Annotated in this window: 15 protein-coding genes and 1 riboswitch; of the genes, 3 read left to right on the plus strand and 12 right to left on the minus strand. The window is 68.8% G+C overall.

Annotated elements, in window-relative coordinates; genetic code table 11:
* Positions 1–46: 46 nt before the first annotated feature.
* Entirely contained in the window at positions 47–538 is a 492-nt protein-coding gene (locus tag ABLE92_RS07315) for a polyadenylate-specific 3'-exoribonuclease AS (RefSeq protein WP_348804105.1), read from the minus strand.
* A 57-nt stretch (positions 539–595) separates the two neighbouring features.
* Between ABLE92_RS07315 and ABLE92_RS07320 the strand changes: the two genes are divergently transcribed.
* Positions 596–1,936: a glycosyltransferase 87 family protein gene (locus ABLE92_RS07320; RefSeq protein WP_348804106.1), complete on the plus strand. Its 1,341-nt coding sequence runs from the start codon at positions 596–598 to the stop codon at positions 1,934–1,936.
* Between the two features lie 74 nt (positions 1,937–2,010).
* Here ABLE92_RS07320 and ABLE92_RS07325 read toward each other — a convergent pair whose 3' ends face one another.
* The 6 genes from ABLE92_RS07325 to ABLE92_RS07350 all read right to left on the minus strand — a co-directional run bounded on the left by ABLE92_RS07325 (position 2,011) and on the right by ABLE92_RS07350 (position 6,542).
* Positions 2,011–2,718: a lysophospholipid acyltransferase family protein gene (locus ABLE92_RS07325; protein ID WP_348804107.1), complete on the minus strand. Its 708-nt coding sequence runs from the start codon at positions 2,716–2,718 to the stop codon at positions 2,011–2,013.
* A gap of 56 nt (positions 2,719–2,774) precedes the next feature.
* On the minus strand, positions 2,775–3,776 hold the full coding sequence (locus ABLE92_RS07330) for an ROK family protein (RefSeq protein ID WP_348804108.1): 1,002 nt from the start codon (positions 3,774–3,776) through the stop codon (positions 2,775–2,777).
* Entirely contained in the window at positions 3,776–4,333 is a 558-nt protein-coding gene (locus ABLE92_RS07335; protein ID WP_348804109.1) for a hypothetical protein, read from the minus strand. The genes ABLE92_RS07330 and ABLE92_RS07335 overlap by 1 nt, the downstream gene beginning before the upstream one ends.
* A 156-nt stretch (positions 4,334–4,489) precedes the next feature.
* Positions 4,490–5,671 carry an ArsA-related P-loop ATPase gene (locus ABLE92_RS07340; protein ID WP_348804259.1) on the minus strand — a complete coding sequence of 394 codons (1,182 nt, stop codon included), beginning with the start codon at positions 5,669–5,671 and terminating at the stop codon, positions 4,490–4,492.
* A gap of 20 nt (positions 5,672–5,691) precedes the next feature.
* Positions 5,692–6,129 carry an SRPBCC family protein gene (locus ABLE92_RS07345; RefSeq protein WP_348804110.1) on the minus strand — a complete coding sequence of 146 codons (438 nt, stop codon included), beginning with the start codon at positions 6,127–6,129 and terminating at the stop codon, positions 5,692–5,694.
* Positions 6,129–6,542, minus strand: coding sequence for a hypothetical protein (locus ABLE92_RS07350; protein WP_348804111.1), 414 nt, complete (start codon positions 6,540–6,542; stop codon positions 6,129–6,131). The genes ABLE92_RS07345 and ABLE92_RS07350 overlap by 1 nt, the downstream gene beginning before the upstream one ends.
* 129 nt (positions 6,543–6,671) lie before the next feature.
* On the opposite strand from ABLE92_RS07350, the gene ABLE92_RS07355 reads away from it, so the two are divergent.
* Positions 6,672–8,477 (plus strand): AMP-dependent synthetase/ligase, encoded by a 1,806-nt coding sequence (locus tag ABLE92_RS07355; RefSeq protein WP_348804112.1) that lies wholly within the window; start codon positions 6,672–6,674, stop codon positions 8,475–8,477.
* A 24-nt stretch (positions 8,478–8,501) separates the two neighbouring features.
* Here the strand turns inward: ABLE92_RS07355 and ABLE92_RS07360 are convergent, their stop codons facing one another.
* The 5 genes from ABLE92_RS07360 to ABLE92_RS07380 all read right to left on the minus strand — a co-directional run bounded on the left by ABLE92_RS07360 (position 8,502) and on the right by ABLE92_RS07380 (position 13,425).
* Positions 8,502–9,629, minus strand: a complete 1,128-nt coding sequence (locus tag ABLE92_RS07360; protein WP_348804113.1) for a glycosyltransferase family 4 protein — start codon at positions 9,627–9,629, stop codon at positions 8,502–8,504.
* A gap of 32 nt (positions 9,630–9,661) precedes the next feature.
* The gene (locus tag ABLE92_RS07365; protein ID WP_348804114.1) at positions 9,662–11,092 is read right to left on the minus strand and encodes a peptidase MA family metallohydrolase; all 1,431 of its coding nucleotides are present in this window, start codon (positions 11,090–11,092) and stop codon (positions 9,662–9,664) included.
* 11 nt (positions 11,093–11,103) lie between these two features.
* A complete protein-coding gene (locus ABLE92_RS07370; protein WP_348804260.1) occupies positions 11,104–12,141 on the minus strand; it encodes a C40 family peptidase in 1,038 nt (345 codons plus the stop codon).
* Positions 12,142–12,313: 172 nt separating this feature from the next.
* Entirely contained in the window at positions 12,314–12,901 is a 588-nt protein-coding gene (locus ABLE92_RS07375) for a C40 family peptidase (RefSeq protein WP_348804115.1), read from the minus strand.
* Between the two features lie 16 nt (positions 12,902–12,917).
* A riboswitch (cyclic di-AMP (ydaO/yuaA leader) is annotated at positions 12,918–13,086 on the minus strand.
* Positions 13,087–13,194: 108 nt separating this feature from the next.
* Positions 13,195–13,425 carry a hypothetical protein gene (locus tag ABLE92_RS07380; RefSeq protein WP_348804116.1) on the minus strand — a complete coding sequence of 77 codons (231 nt, stop codon included), beginning with the start codon at positions 13,423–13,425 and terminating at the stop codon, positions 13,195–13,197.
* Positions 13,426–13,730: 305 nt separating this feature from the next.
* Here ABLE92_RS07380 and ABLE92_RS07385 point away from each other — a divergent pair, with 305 nt between their 5' ends.
* The gene (locus tag ABLE92_RS07385) at positions 13,731–15,701 is read left to right on the plus strand and encodes a DEDD exonuclease domain-containing protein (RefSeq protein ID WP_425476123.1); all 1,971 of its coding nucleotides are present in this window, start codon (positions 13,731–13,733) and stop codon (positions 15,699–15,701) included.
* The last annotated feature ends 9 nt before the right edge of the window (positions 15,702–15,710 follow it).

The following is a 15,710-nucleotide window of genomic DNA, read 5'->3' on the forward strand; positions in this document are numbered from 1 at the left end:
CCGCGACGCCGTGACCGGTGACGGGACGCCGGTTCAGCGCGCCGGTTCAGCGCATGGAGGTCCGGGACCGTTCGATCGCCTGCCACTTGCGAAAGTTGTGCCGGGCATCGGCCAGCGCATCGTGGGCATCGGCAGGCGCCGACGGCAGCGCCGGCCGGCCGGCCGCGTCCCAGTGCTGACGCAACTCGCGGGTGTAGCGGGGGATCTGACGTGGCAGCGCCGTCATCGGACCCCACAACTGGCAGAGCGCGACGTGGTCGTAGGCGCCGACCCAGGCCCACAACTCGATGTCGTCGCCGGTCTCGGTGAGGAAGGCGAAGAGTTCGTCACGGATCTGCCGGCGCGACCGCCACACCGACGCCGACGGGGACGGGAGTTTGGGCAGGACGTTGGCCCGCACCCAACCACCGGCACGCGCCGGATCGAACTCGGTGGACACCGCGTAGAATTCTCGTCCGTCCTCCGCGACGACACCCATCGAGATGAGCTCGATCGTGGTGCCGTCCTCGATAAACTCCGAATCGTAGAAGAACCGCATACTGGTAAGTATGCGCACCCGCCATCCGAGTGGACATCACCGGAAGAAACGAAGGCCATGAACGCTCCGCTGACCGCACTCGACGAGCGACTGCGCCGCTGGTCGCCCTCGCGTGCGGTGCGCGTGCTCATCGGCGTGGCTTTCGCAGTGTCGGCGGGGATGCAGATGTTCGGGGTGCCGTTCACCTCCAACTTCGGTACCCGCACCCGCATCGACCTCGACGTCTACCGGATCGGCGCACAGATCTGGCAGGACGGTCAGAGCCTCTACGCCGACGGATCGATGCCCTTCACCAGCGATGGCATCTGGTTGCCGTTCACCTATCCGCCGTTCGCGGCCCTCGGATTCGTGCCGCTGGGTGCCATGCCGCTGCCGGTGGCCGGGGTGATCATGTCGGTGGTGACCACCGCCCTGGTGGTGGTGATCCTGCACATCGTGGCGACACTGCTGTCGATCGGTAACCGCGGGAACCGCTGGTGGTTGGCCCTTCTCATCGCCACCGGGACCTTGTGGCTCAATCCGGTGTGGATGACCCTCGGTTTCGGCCAGGTCAACGTGATCCTGATGGCGATGATCATCGTCGACATCTTCGTGATCACCCGGCTGCGCCGCCCGTGGACCCGCGGGCAGGGAATTCTCATCGGGTTGGCGTCGGCCATCAAACTGACGCCCCTGGTGTTCATCGGGGTGTTCATCGTCGCCCGACGGTGGCGTGCGGTGGCGACCGCCGCGGCCACCTTCGTGCTCGCCGGAGCCTTCGCGTGGGTGTGGTTGCCGCACGACTCCTACGGGTACTGGACGCACACGCTGTTCCACACCACCCGCATCGGTGATCCGGCCGGCCGGATCAATCAGAACCTCAACGCCGCGTGGATTCGCATCCTGCCCGGACTCGACGGTCAGATCGCGTGGGTGATCAGCGCGCTGGTCATCACCGCGTTGGCGGTGTGCGCCGTGCACGCCTGCCACCCGGTGGAGTCCTTCCGCGCCCGGGCCGGCACCACCGCCCGCATCAACGCGGTCCTGGCGACCTGCGTGGTCGCGCTCTGGGGACTGCTCGTCTCTCCCACGTCGTGGGCGCATCACTGGGTGTGGGCGATCCCGCTGATCCTCACAGCGGTGACCGTCGCGGCGCGCACGACCTCACGGGCCGGCCGGATCGGCTACCTGACATTGGCAGTGACCGGGCTGATCCTGTTCTCGCTGGGCCCGTTCCAGTTCCTGGCGCAGGACTCCTCGACGTGGTCGGTATGGGGCCACATCGTCGGAAGTTCGTACTCGATCTGGGGTATCGCCGCGCTCGTGCTGATCTGGCGCCTGCCGTACACCACCGCCTCGGCCGACACCGCCGGACGCGCGGGGGCCGATCGCACCCTGGCCGACAGCCACACGCGCTGAGGCGTACAAGCGCTCACCGAGCCTCGGTGAACGCCACCCCGTCCGGGCAGCCACCCCGCCCGGACAGGAGGTGATCAGGCCGCCGTGGTCTCCTTCGGGTGTTCGGGCTGCTTGCGTTCCTTCAGCGACGCCGCGTACACGTCGACGTACTGCTGACCCGTCAAACGCATGAGCTCGTACATGATCTCGTCGGTGACCGCACGCTCGATGAACCGATTGCCCTGCATGCCCTCGTAGCGGTCGAAGTTCAGCGGCTTGCCGACCTTCACGATGACCCGGGTCGGTCGCGGCAGCACCGTCCCCGGCGGATTGAACTTGTCGGTGCCGATCATCGCGATCGGGATCACCGGCACACCGGTCTCCAGCGCGATACGCGCCAGCCCCGTCTTGCCCTTGTAGAGACGGCCGTCCGGTGACCGGGTGCCCTCCGGATACATCCCCATCAGCTCACCCTTCTCCAACTGCCGGCTCGCCGCGGTCAGCGCGCCGGCCGCGGCCTCGGCCCCGGACCGGTCGATGGGGATCTGGCCGACGGCGGTGTAGAACCACCGCTGGAACGCGCCCTTGAGGCCGCGGCCGGTGAAGTACTCCGCCTTGGCGAGGAAGTAGATCCGGCGCGGGCACATCAGCGGAAGGAAGAAACTGTCCATCACCGCAAGGTGATTGCTCGCCAGGATGGCGGGTCCGCGGGCCGGGATGTTCTCCAGACCCTCCACCGTCGGACGCCCCAGCACCCGCAGGATCGGCCCCAGGAACACATACTTGAACGCGTAGTACCACATCGGTCTTTTCAGTACCTTCCATCACGCCGTGAGCGCGCCTCGGCCCGGTTGGAACATTACTCATTCACCGCTGCCGCCGGTGCGGCATCGGCCGTCTGTCCCCGAAGTGCCGCCAGACCTTGACGGGCCACCTCGGCCGCGCCGAGGACACCGGCATTCTCCCCCAATTGCGTGCCCCGGATACGGGCGAGTTGACGGTGCCCGGCCCCGGTGACCAGACGCGCGTAGTGTTCGCGCGCCTCGTCCAGGTACAGCCCCGACGCCGACCCCACACCACCGGCGATCACGATCAGATCGGGGTCGAAGACGTCGGCGATCATCGCCAGGCCCTGACCCAGCGAGGCCGCGAACGCGGCGAACGCGGCCACCGCCACGGCGTCGCCGTCGGCGGCCGCACCGGCCACCCGGCGTCCGGTCAACGAGCCCGGATCGGCGGCCACATCGGCGGCCAGCTGACTGCGTCCCCAATCACCGTCGGCCAGCAGCTCCACCACGGTGTCCACCAGACCCGTTCCGCTGCAATACCTTTCCCAGCAACCCCGCTTGCCGCACGAGCATTGCCTGCCGTCCGGGACGACCGTGAGATGACCGAGTTCGGGAGCGACACCGAAACTGCCGCGGTAGATCCGCCCGTCGATGAGCAGACCGGCACCGATGCCGGTGCCGATCGCGAGCACCAGGGCATTGTGGCCGCGTGCGGCGGCGCCGAATCGTTGTTCGGCGACCGCGGCGGAGTTCGCATCGTGTTCGGTGAACACCGCAATCCCGATCCGGGCGGTCATCTCCTGCGCCACCGCCGCCTCCCGCCACGGCAGGTGCGGGGCGAAACGCACGATCTGCCGGTCGGGCGTGAGGAATCCGGCGATCGCCATCCCCACGGCACCGGCCGACCACCGCGAGGTGAGTTCACCGACCAGCCGGTCCAGGCAGTGTTCGAGGGCGAGGGCCGTCGGCGGTGTCGCCGCGCGCAGCGTGTCGAGCATGACCCCGGCGTCGTCGACGACCGCGGCGCGAACACTGGTGCCGCCGATGTCGATTCCGATCGTGAGCTCACTCATCACATCTCACCTTCCGGCGTCCCCGGGGCCGGCCGCGGCCACGGATCGACGCGAGAACTGTCGGCCGCACCCGGACCGGGACGCGAACCCGGACCCGGGCGCGACGGCGGAACATCGAGTTGCACGGTGATCGGCTGGTAGTGACGCGGCGGCGGCGCGTTCTCGGGCGGAACGCTGCGCAGCGCCTCCACGACGGCCTCGAGCACCGTGATGAGGGCCGCGATCAGCCGGGCCAACAGATCACTGATCTCCCGGATCAGCGAACCGATCTCGCCGATGGCGTCGGCACCGAAGCCTTCGCGCACAAAAGAATCCATGCCGGGGACCGAACCTGCCGACCCCGAACCTGCCGCGGCGGTGCGCGCACCGGCGTTGCCCGTGCCGAACCACGACGCCACGGTGTCGATCTGGGCGGCCAGCGCCAACAGCAGATCGCGCAGCGGATCGCCCACCGTCTCGTGGCGGCGCGAACCCGACTGATACGAACCCGACTGATGCGAACCCGAGGGGGACCCGGGCGCACCGTTGCCGGTGTGCCCGCTGTCGTCGGTTCCCATGTGTGCTCCATCTCGGCGAGGCAAAGGGGTGGCAGCCTCGGCCGTCAATGTTCGTGCAGTGGCGGATCGTGTCCGGTGGTGGCGGATCGTGCAATGGCACGGTACCCGGTGAACCCACCCCCCTGCATCAGCGGGGCGCTGAAGCGAAGGGACCGCTCAGGACCCGCGATCGCGGGGCCAGACGGCGGGGTCGGGAGTGAACTGCACCCGCACGTGCGTCCCGTCCCACCGGGCGGTTCGGACGACGCAGCGCCGCAGGACCGACGGCAGACGAACGCCGTACCGGAACCCGTCGACGGTGACCAACAGGTCGTCGCCGCTGCGCCCGAGGTCGAAGCGCTGCGGGTCCGGCAGCCGTTGCGACCAGGCCATCTCGAACACCGAATCCACCCCGGCACCCGAGATCGTGACGACCGTCGGGTCCGCGCTCCCGCGTGCCTGGCCTGTCGGTTTCGCCAGTGCCACAGCAAGTCTGCGCAGTCGTGCCGGCCGGTCCACCGGCGCGTCCGCCGCGGCCACCGTCACCAGCGACAGCTGCGGATCCTCGGGGGTCACCACCGCCGCCGGCCCCGCGCACACGCCCTCGTTGACGACGACCGAACGCACCGGCAACCCCATCACGTCGGCGACGGCGAGGTGGCGGGACAGCACCCGTCCGCCGCGATGATCGGCCGAGACGACGAGGTGGGCGGCCACCACGTCGGCGTCGGCCAGCAGCTCGGTGATGTCGTCACAGTCGCGGGCGATCGCGTCGATCGCCGCGGTCAGTTGCGCCCAGAGCGGCTTCTCCGCGGCCGCGGCCAGCCGCCGGTGCCGGGGCCAGAGGCGTTCGAGCGCCTGACCGAGCACCGCGGGCGCGCGCAGCACCGCGAACGGATCACCCGTACCCGACAGGTCCACCACCACACGCTGCCAGTCGCCGCTCGTCGCCTCATCGCGAATCCGCTTGAGCAACAAGAACTCCTCGACGCCGGGAAGCGATGCGAGCTCGGCCGCGTCGATACCGGCGATGGTGCTCACGATGGGCAGTGCCACCTTGGATTCGCGCACGCTCATACCCAGCAGCGACCCGAAGGCCGTCCATGTGTGTTCCAGCAGATCCAGCCGGTCCAGCGTCAGCAGATGCAGTCCGGACGCGACCGCGACCGGTTCACCGGACACCCGGAAGACGCCGAGAAGATCCGGCGTCGCCGACAATCGATCGACCGTGATCAGCAGTGTGTGCCGGTCCGGTGGGGTCAGCGGCGTCGGAGACCGGCGTCGGGTGCCGCGGTCACGACGCATGGCTCCGGCTGCCGCGACGACCGAGATCCCGGAGCCGCCCGGACCCAGCACCAGGTGGATGGGGGTGAGATCGATCAGCCTTCGACCCTCTTCTTCAGGTCGTTGAGCGCGGTGTCGGTGATGGCCTTCTCCGCACGCCGTTTGAGCTGGCCGATCATCGGCACCACCAGGTCGACCATCAGGGTGTAGGTCACCTTCGTCGACCCAGGCACCTGCTGGGTGACCTCGTAGCGGCCCCGCTGATCACGCTGGAGGTCACTGGACACCAGTCTCCACGACACCCCGGAGTTGTCGTCGTCCCACTCGTAGCGCAATTCGTAGGTGTCCTGCAGTACACCGGCATCGAGGACGAACCGCACCTGCCGCGGACGGCCGGCGCCATCACGTTCGGTCACCTCGACCTCACGGGCCGCACTCACCCATCGCGGATAGTTCTCGAAATCCGCGATCACCGCCATGACGTCGGCGGCATCGGCGTTGACGATCACCGACCGCTCGGTGTGGTCGGCCATCAGTGACCAGCCTGCACGGCGTCGACGGCCGGTTCACCCGCGCCGCGGAGCCCCTCGAGGTCGGCCTTGACCTCGAACGCCATCACCTTGCCCGCGACCCGGCGTCGCCGATTGAGCTCGGCCACCGCGCGCATCCGTGCCGGGTCGTCGGTGGGCAGCGCGGCGGTCGGTTCGGCGTGCAGAAAGTAATGCAGCACGAATCCGTCGAGCACCGGCTCACACCAGATCTCCATCGTCCCCGACAACGGCCCGGACACCCGCCACCGCACGCCGGCGGGCCCACGGTCCTCGACGACCTCCAGACGCAGATCCGGCCACCAGCGCCGCCATCTGCCCCGATCCCCGACCACCCCGGCCACCAGCTCCGGCGCCGCGGCGACAAAGGTGTCGTCCGCCACCTGAATGCTCGTCACGGTCTTAGCTTCACATACTCGGCCTCGGCATCGGTAGGGCACCGGTCCCCGGGACGTGCCCGGCGAACGCGGTGAGCGCGTTGGTTAACATGGAGTAACCCATGATTTCGATGCGGAAAGGGTCCACACATGAGCGAGTACAGCGTTCCCGCCTCATTCACCATCGGGACTGACGAGAACGCCACCTCGATCATTTTCGGTATCGCCGAGCGCAATCCGGCCAAGACGGTGTTCCGCGAGAAGCGCGGCGGGCAGTGGGAGCCGGTGCGGGCCGACGACGTGGCCCGGCGCATCACCGAACTGGCCAAGGGTCTCGCCGCCGTCGGCGTCAATCCCGGTGATCGGGTCGCGCTGCTGTGCCGGACCCGCCTGGACTGGATCCTCCTCGACTTCGCCATCTGGTCGGCCGGCGCGATCACCGTGCCGATCTACGACTCGTCGTCGGCCGGTCAGATCGAGTGGATCCTGCAGGATTCCGGGGCGACCACGATCATCCTCGAGGACGCCGAGCATCGCGTGCAGTTCGATCAGGTCACCGGGGTCCCGCAGCAGGTCCGGGCACTCCAGATCGACGTCGCCGACGGGACCGGTGCCATCGAGTACCTCCGAACCGCCGGCGCCGACATCGACGACGAGGAGATCGTCAAACGACGGGCCTCGGTCGGTGCCACCACCCCGGCGACGCTGATCTACACCTCCGGCACCACCGGCCGCCCCAAGGGATGCGAACTCACCCACGCGAACATGCTCTCCGAGGTCCGCGGGGTCCTCGAAGGGGACCTGTCGACGCTGCTCGGCGACGGCAAGCGCCTGCTGATGTTCCTGCCCCTGGCGCACGTGCTCGCGCACGCCATCACCCTGGTCGCCCTGGAGGCCGGCGTCGAGGTCGGTTTCACCCACGACGTCTCCGCGCTGGTCCCGGAGTTCGCGGCCTTCCGCCCCTCGCTGATCCTGTCGGTGCCCCGCGTCTTCGAGAAGGTCTACAACTCCGCCCGTCAGGGCGCCCACGACGGCGGCAAGGGCAAGATCTTCGATCTCGCCGCCGACACCGCCGTCGCCTTCGCCGCCGCCTCCGAACGCGGGAACGTCGGAATCCTGTTGCGCGCCAAGCATGCCGTCTTCGACAAACTCGTCTACGCCAAGCTGCGCGCCGCCCTCGGCGGCCAGTGTGAGCTCGCCATCTCCGGCGGCGGACCGCTCGGCGCGCGACTCGGCTACTTCTTCAGTGGCGTGGGCATCCCGGTGTACGAGGGCTACGGCCTGACCGAGACGACCGCCGCGGTCACCGTCAACACGCCCGGGGCGGTCAAGGTGGGCACCGTCGGGAAACCGTTGGCGGGCAACTCCGTCCGGATCGCCGAGGACGGCGAGATCATGCTCCGCGGCGACGTCGTCTTCGCCGAGTACTGGCGTAATCCCGAGGCCACCGCCGCCGCCGTCGAGGACGGCTGGTTCCACACCGGCGACCTCGGCTCGCTCGATGAACACGGATTCCTCCGGATCACCGGCCGCAAGAAGGAACTCATCGTCACCGCCGGCGGCAAGAACGTGTCACCGGCCGGGCTCGAGGACGTGATGCGCGCCGACGCACTGATCTCCCAGGCCGTCGTCGTCGGGGACGCCAAGCCGTTCATCGCCGCCCTGATCACCATCGATCCGGAGGCCTTCCCCGGATGGAAGGAACGCAACAACAAGCCCGCCGACGCGAGTGTGTCCGACCTGTCCGACGACCCGGATCTGCGTGCCGCCATCCAGGCCGCCATCGACGAGGCCAACAAGACCGTCAGTCACGCCGAGGCCATCAAGAAGTTCCGGATTCTGCCCGAGGACTTCAGCGAGGAGACCGGCGAGATGACGCCGACGCTGAAGGTCAAGCGCAACGTCGTCGTCGACAAGTTCTCCGACGACATCGAGTCGTTGTACACCAAGCGGTAGCACCCCGGTGGTGCACCGGCGAGGTCACAGGAGTTGACGCAACCGCGCCGCCAGCTGTGACCACTGCCAATTCTCTTCGACGAAAATCCTTCCCTGCCTGCCCATCTCGGCAGCGGCAACCGGATCGGAGAGGATACCGATGAGCGCGAGCGCCACACCGGCCACATCGGTGCCGTCGACGACGGTGCCGGTGACGCCTTCCCGGACGGTTTCCGGTGCGCCGCCGGAGAGCCCCGCGACCACGGGCACTCCGGTGGCCGACGCCTCGAGGTAGACGATGCCCAACCCCTCCACGTCGAGTCCGCCGGCGCGGGTCCTCGACGGCATCGCGAAGACGTCGGCGATCGTGTGGTAGGCGGCGAGATCGGCGGCGGGAACCGACCCGGTGAAGATCACATGCTCGGCCACCCCCTCCTCGCGGGCGATCTCGTGCAGTCGATCGGCGTAGGGTCCACCACCGACGATGACGAGGACCGCGTCGTCGATCTCCGACCGGATCAGCGGTAACGCCCGGATCAGCACGTCCTGCCCCTTGCGGGGTACCAGACGCGACAGGCAGAGCACGGTGCGACGGTCACCGAGACCCAGCTCGCTCCGAATCCGTTGCCGCGCCGCCGCATCCGGCGCGAACCGCTCGATGTCCACACCGGGTGGGAGGTACTCCAGGCAGGCCTGCGGACCGAACGCCGACGCGAAACGTCCACGCGTGTAGCGACTGACGAAGGTGACGGTGTCGGTGTGAGTCCCGATGTACCGCAATACACTTCGCGCTCCGGGCAGCATCGACCAGCCGACCTCGTGGCCGTGTGTGCAGGCGATCACCCGGCTCGCCCCGGCCTTGCGAAGATGTCCGGCGAGCATCGCGAGCGGCGCGGCGGCCCCGAACCACACCGTCGAGATCCCTTCCTCCCGAATGATCTTCGCCGCCCGACGGGCCACGAACGGCGTCGGCAACATCAGGGTGGTGGGATGCCGGTACACCCGATACGGCACCGACGCGTCGAAGTCGACGTGACTGTTCCCCCGCCACCGCGGTGCATACACCACCACGTTCTCCGGATCGAGCCGATCCACGAGATTCTGCAGATACGACTGGATACCCCCCTGACGGGGCGGGAAGTCATTGGTCACCAACAGGGTTCGGTGCGTCACCACCTCACCATACGGTGATCAGATCACGATGGTCACCGGAGTTCACGGGTCAGCCACGCGCGCCACTGCCCGACCAGTGTGTCGCGCGGAATCCCCAGTGTCGCCGCGATCGCCGCATCCTGGCGGGCCTGTTCCCCGCTCGCGGCGACGCCGACGTAGAGCGACCTGAGTTTCTCCTCGCCGAAGCGGCCGGCGACAAACGCCGCCATCGACCACGCGGTTTGATACGCGAGGCGTGAGGCGTCGCTGTCCACCGCGAACTGCTCATCGGCGGGCAGACCGGCCGGTGTCCGGCCGGACCGTACCGCGGCCGCGAGGTCGGGGGCGGCGTCTTCGAGGCGCGTGTAGGTTCCCTTGCGCCCCACGTACTCCGGGACGCCTTCGGTGATCCACATCGGGGCGGTGGGGGCGGTCTGCGCCCGCGTCGCGACGTGGGTGAGTTCGTGGCGCAGCACCACCTCCAGCGCCGGATCGGGGAGGTCGGCAACCTCGGGGGTGAGGACGATCCGCTGTCCGGTGGCACTGGCCGCGGACAGATCGAGATGTGCATAGATGGTGGCCGCTGCGGCACCGGTGTCCGAGGCGGTACCGGCCAACGTCCGGAACTCGTCGTCGGTGGCGGTGGCGACGACCACCGCGCGGCGTGGCCAGCGCGGTCCCCACCAGGCGGTCACCGCGCGCACCGCACCCGGCAGCGACCGGCCGATCCGCTCGATGAGGGTGCCGGTGTCCGGGTAGGAGCCGATCACCGAGGTGCCGCCGAGTGTGGGAACGTCGGACGCCGCCAGCCCCGGCACGTTCCACAGCTGGGCCGTTGGTGCGGGCTCGCCGACCAGAGTGGCGTCGCCGACCACCTTCCAGTCATCGCCGTAGCGCGCGACGACGAGCTGGGTGGTGACGACCACCGGCTCCTCGTCGATCCCGGGATTCGCCGCACCGCCGAGCGCACTGTGGATCTCCACCGGGGCCACCCAGTCGTCGGAACTCCCCTGCTCGTCGAGCCGTTGCCGGACATCGGCGCCCACCTGCGTCTCGGCTTCCTCGGTGGGTGCCGGCTCGTATCGAAAGTCCCTGAGCACCAACCGGGTTCCGCGGGGTACACGAGCCGGGTCGGCGCGGAACACCGCCGCCGAGAGGTTGGCCTGCACGGTGTGCAGGCCGGCGCGGAACGCGGCCGTCGCCGAGGGGTCGACGAGCGCATCGAGATCGGCGGGGGTGCCGTCGGTCAGGACGCGTGACAGCGAGGTGAGCATGTCCCGCACGCCGGCGGTTCGCTGTTCCAGATAGATGTTCGTCGTGGTCTCCGACGTCGTCGGCGATGCTCCCGGACTCGACGGCGACGTGGTCGACGATTCGCCCCCGCACGCCGACAACCCCAGTGCGACAACGATGATGACGATCACGCACGGCAACGCGGGATGGCGGATCGTTCCGCGACGACGATCGGCGCGGCGACGGGTCACCTCGGAACTGCTCAGTACCGACGACCGGCGTTGAACGGCCCGGCGTCGTCGATCGGCACGACCTTCACCGGAACCCCGAAGGTCGAGGCGTGAATCACGTAACCGTCGCCCACGTACATCCCGACGTGGTGGGCATCGGAGTAATAGATGATGAGGTCGCCGGGCTGCAGATCCTGCCGCGCCACCGCCGTCCCCGAGGCCATCTGCGCCTCACTGGAACGCGGCAGCGTCTTGCCGGCCTGCTTGTACGCCCAGACCATCAGTCCCGAACAGTCGAACGAGTTGGGACCGGTCGCACCCCACACATACGGATCACCGATACGCGTCAGCGCGGCCTGTACGGCCACCAGCGCCGGGGAGGTGCCCCGCGGGATCGCGGCCGGGTCGAAGTCGAATCGGGGGCCGGCCAACGCGGCGAGTTGCTTGCCGGTCATCGACTGATAGATGACCCGGATCTGCGCCGCCTGCAACTGCAGTTCGGCCTGACGCTTCTGCAGGTCACCACGGACCCGCTCGGCCTCGGTGACGGCCTGGGTGGCCGTCGCCGCGGTGGCGTTGGCCTCGTCGCGGGCCGACACCGTCTGCGCCCGGGTCTTCTTCAGAGTCGCGAGTTGGGCCGCGGTCTGCCTGGAGACCATTTCCAGCCCCGACATCTGATCGAGCAGGGACTGCGGCGAATCGCTGGTCAGCACCGCGTAGAGGCGATTGGAGCGGCCACCCATATAACTGACCCGGATCAGCGAGTCGAAGCGCTGCTGCACCGACGACAACGTCGCCTCGGACCGATCCAAGGTCGTCTGGGCTGCTGCGGCGGCCTGGCGGGACTGCACGACGATGCGTCGCTGCTTGTCGTACTCGATCTGTGCGTTGTGCATGGCCTCGGCCGACTTCTCGGCCTCCTGGCTCAGCGCCCGGTACCGGGTCAGCAACTGATCGGCGGTCTGCGGTTGCGCGGCGGCCTCCGGCACACCGACCAACCCACCGAGCTGCGCCATGGCGATCACGACCGCCGCGAGGACGGTCGTGAGGACCCATCGGGCCGATCCCATCACGCCGCTCGTCGATCCCGCTCTCACGGTTGTCACCACACTCCCTTGCTACCCCGTCGCTCGGCCACATCCCGATAGGTGGACGTCATCCCCCGCCGACGACAGGCTCGGGCGAATCGCGCTGTGCGCGATCCGCCCGATACATGTTCACACGTCCAACCGGTACGTGGACTCAGTACCGCCGAACTCCCACCAGCGACCACTCCTTGACCGATGCCTTCTGCACCGGCACGCCGTAGGTCGAGGCGTGGATGAACTGGCCGTTGCCGATGTAGAGACCCGCGTGTCCGCCACCGTTGAAGATGAGGACGTCACCGGGCTGGGCGTCGGCGTAGTTCACCGCACGGCCACCGCCGAGCTGGCCGTAGCTGTCACGCGGGAGGGTCTTCCCGGCCTGCTGGTAGGACCAGTAGACGAGACCCGAGCAGTCAAAGGCGTTGGGTCCGGCTGCGCCGTAGCTGTACGGGGCACCGATCTTGGTTTCCGCGGCCTGGACAGCCTTCTGTCCCGCGGTCAGCTGCGGGGTGATGATTCCGCCGCCGCCGGGCCGGAACTGGCTGGGAACCTGGTTCTGGTCGACGCCGGGCAGCGTGAACTTCCCCAGGTTCGGGATCTCGATGGTGGCGCTGGGCGCCGGAGCCGGTGCGGCCAGGGCCGGACCGGCGGCGACAGCAAGCGAGCCGACGGTCAACGAGCCCGCGATCATCGCCTTCTTGGCGACGCCTCCGCGATTCGGCTGTTCCAAACGATGTTTGGCCACGAAAGAGGTTCTCCTTTTGTTCTCCCCTGACCGCCTACCGAGTTAGCTGTCGGGTTCGGGCCGAGAGAATGGCCCTACACACCCGGGCACAGCCGTGCCCAGGGCGCGATTCACCCCAATCCGGATTGCTCCGAAAACGTGTGGTTCCCCGGTTCGCCCGTCGGGCGATTGAGCGGTGATCTCCGCAGACCACTTCTGTTGAAGTAGGACGCTCCGCGAAGGTCTCGGAAAGGTTACGAAATCGGATGCGTGTCTGTCCACTAGGGGACAAAGTGCCCTTGCCGCCCGGAAATTCACCCCGCGCGCAGAATCGTCAACCCCGGCCGCGAATCAGGCCCACACGCTGGGCCGATGCCCGCCCTTGCCGATCGTGCAGCCTCGGTGCTCGCCATCGAAGCAGCCATGAACACATCGATGGCCGAACCGATCTCGGCGTCGGCGATCGCGTGCCCGCCGCCCCCGTTCACCGCCACCAGAACCGACCCGTCGTCGCTGGTCGCAGGGGTGATGAGGACGTTCATCATGCAGCCGTCACACGCGGTGCGGCGACCTGGACAACTACTGCAGTCGATGTACATCTGTGATCTCCATCTCATTTGCGGTCTCTGGCCGTGTCGACGCCGGATTCCCCACGCGGACACCCCGAGTCATGCCTCGGGGGTCATGTCTCGGGGGCCACGTCTCGCGTGACGCCGTTGCGCCGTGCGATCCGCCATCGGGAACACACGCTAGAGATGACCACCGACAGTTTTCGCCGATGCCGCGATCGACGACGACGTCGGCCCGTGGAGAGGAGTCCTTGTCGGTGGTGCGAACTAGTGTTCGCGCCGTGGTGGGAGATCCCGTTCAGTTGTCCTTCGCCGACCTGATGACCGCGGCCGGCCGCGGTGGTGATGATGTGGCCGCCGACCCGACCTTCGGCGAGGAGTCCTTGTTCGACACGACGTTCGTGGTCGTGGACCTCGAGACGACCGGCGGTGATCCCGCCCGCGACGCGATCACCGAGATCGGCGCGGTCAAGGTCCGCGGCGGTGAGGTGATCGGGGAGTTCGCCACCCTGGTCGATCCCGAGCGGTCGATCCCACCCAAGATCGTCGCGCTGACCGGGATCACCGAGGCGATGGTCTACGACGCCCCGCGTATCCCCGAGGTGCTGTCGTCCTTCATCGAATTCGCCCGCGGGTGCCTCCTGGTCGCGCACAACGCGCGCTTCGACACCGGCTTCCTCCGGCACAACGCCACCCGCCTCGGGCGGGAGTGGCCGTTCGTCACCAGCCTGTGCACCGTCCGACTGGCACGTCGCGTCCTCACCCGCGACGAGGCACCGACGGTGGGGCTGGGTGCGCTGGCGGAGTTGTTCGACGTGTCGGTCCGGCCCACACACCGGGCACTCGACGACGCGCGCGCCACCGTGGAGGTGCTCCATCACCTCCTCGAGCGAATCGGGAATCAGGGCGTGCGAACCTACGGCGACCTGACGGCCTACCTGCCGCGCGGGAACCCCCGGCTGCGGGCCAAACGGCATCTGGCCGACGCCCTCCCCGCCCGACCCGGGGTGTACCTGTTTCGCGGACCCTCTGACGAGGTCCTCTATGTCGGGACCGCGACCGATCTGCGCCGGCGGGTGATGTCGTACTTCACCGGTTCGGACCCGCGGGCCCGGATCGGCGAGATGGTCTCGTTGGCCACCCGGGTCGATCACGTCGAGTGCGCCCACGCGCTCGAGGCGGGGGTGCGAGAGTTGCGGCTCATCGCCGCCCACACGCCGGCCTACAACCGGCGCTCGACGCAGCCGCACCGCGGCTGGTGGATCACGCTGACGGCGGAGCGCTTTCCGCGGTTACAGATCAGCCGCACCGCCACCGACGATGCGGTCGGTCCGATCCCCAACCGCACCCGCGCATCCGAGATCGCCGATCTGATGTCCCGGGCATCGGGCCTGCGCACCTGTCGGACGCGGCTGCCCGCGTCCGCCGGCCATCACTGGTGCCGAACCGCCGCCGACGGTGGCGACCTCATCGGCGGGTGTGCGGCGGCATCCGAGGGCCCCCTGACCCTGCCGGACTACCTGCCCCGGGTGCAGGCCACACACGACCTGATGACCGGCCGCACCGTGGCCTTGCTGGATTCGATGGTGGCCGAACTCGACCGGCTCACCGACGCCCAGATGTTCGAGACCGCCGCGCGGCACCGTGATCGGGTCGCCGCGACCATCGAGGTGCTGGCGCGCACCCAACGCCTGGCGTCGCTGTGTCGCGTCGCCGAGATCGTCGTCGCCCGACCCGACGATGCCCGCGGGTGGGAGCTGGCGGTGATCCGGCACGGTCGACTCGCGTCGGCCGGCATCGCCCGACGCGGGGTGGCCCCGATGCCGGTGATCGACGTGCTGACCGCGTCGGCGGAGACGGTCATCCCCGCCGACGGTCCGCTGACGGGGGCCTCGCCCGAGGAGGCCGCCCTGCTCTACCGGTGGATCAGCGAACCGGGGGCGCGCATCGTCACCACCAGTGAGCCGCTGTGGCTACCCGCCGGTTCCGCCCAGGGCCGCACGAGGTGGGCGGCGTGTGCCCGGCATGCCGCGGAATCCGGTGGCCGTCGGCGGTCGCGTCCCGTGCCCGCCCGGACCCCGGTACCGGCCCCGCCGGTACGCCGGACGGCGTCCCCGACGTCCGGCGCCATCCCGGCACCACCGGCCCGGCGCTCCCGAACACCGATGGACCCGAACACCGATGGACCCCGGAGCACTGACGGGTCCCCAGAAATGCTGATGGGCGGAAACAGTGACCGGCCGGAACACTAGGCTGATCCC

The organism is Gordonia oleivorans (assembly GCF_040044975.1).
Classification (GTDB): Bacteria; Actinomycetota; Actinomycetes; order Mycobacteriales; family Mycobacteriaceae; genus Gordonia; species Gordonia oleivorans.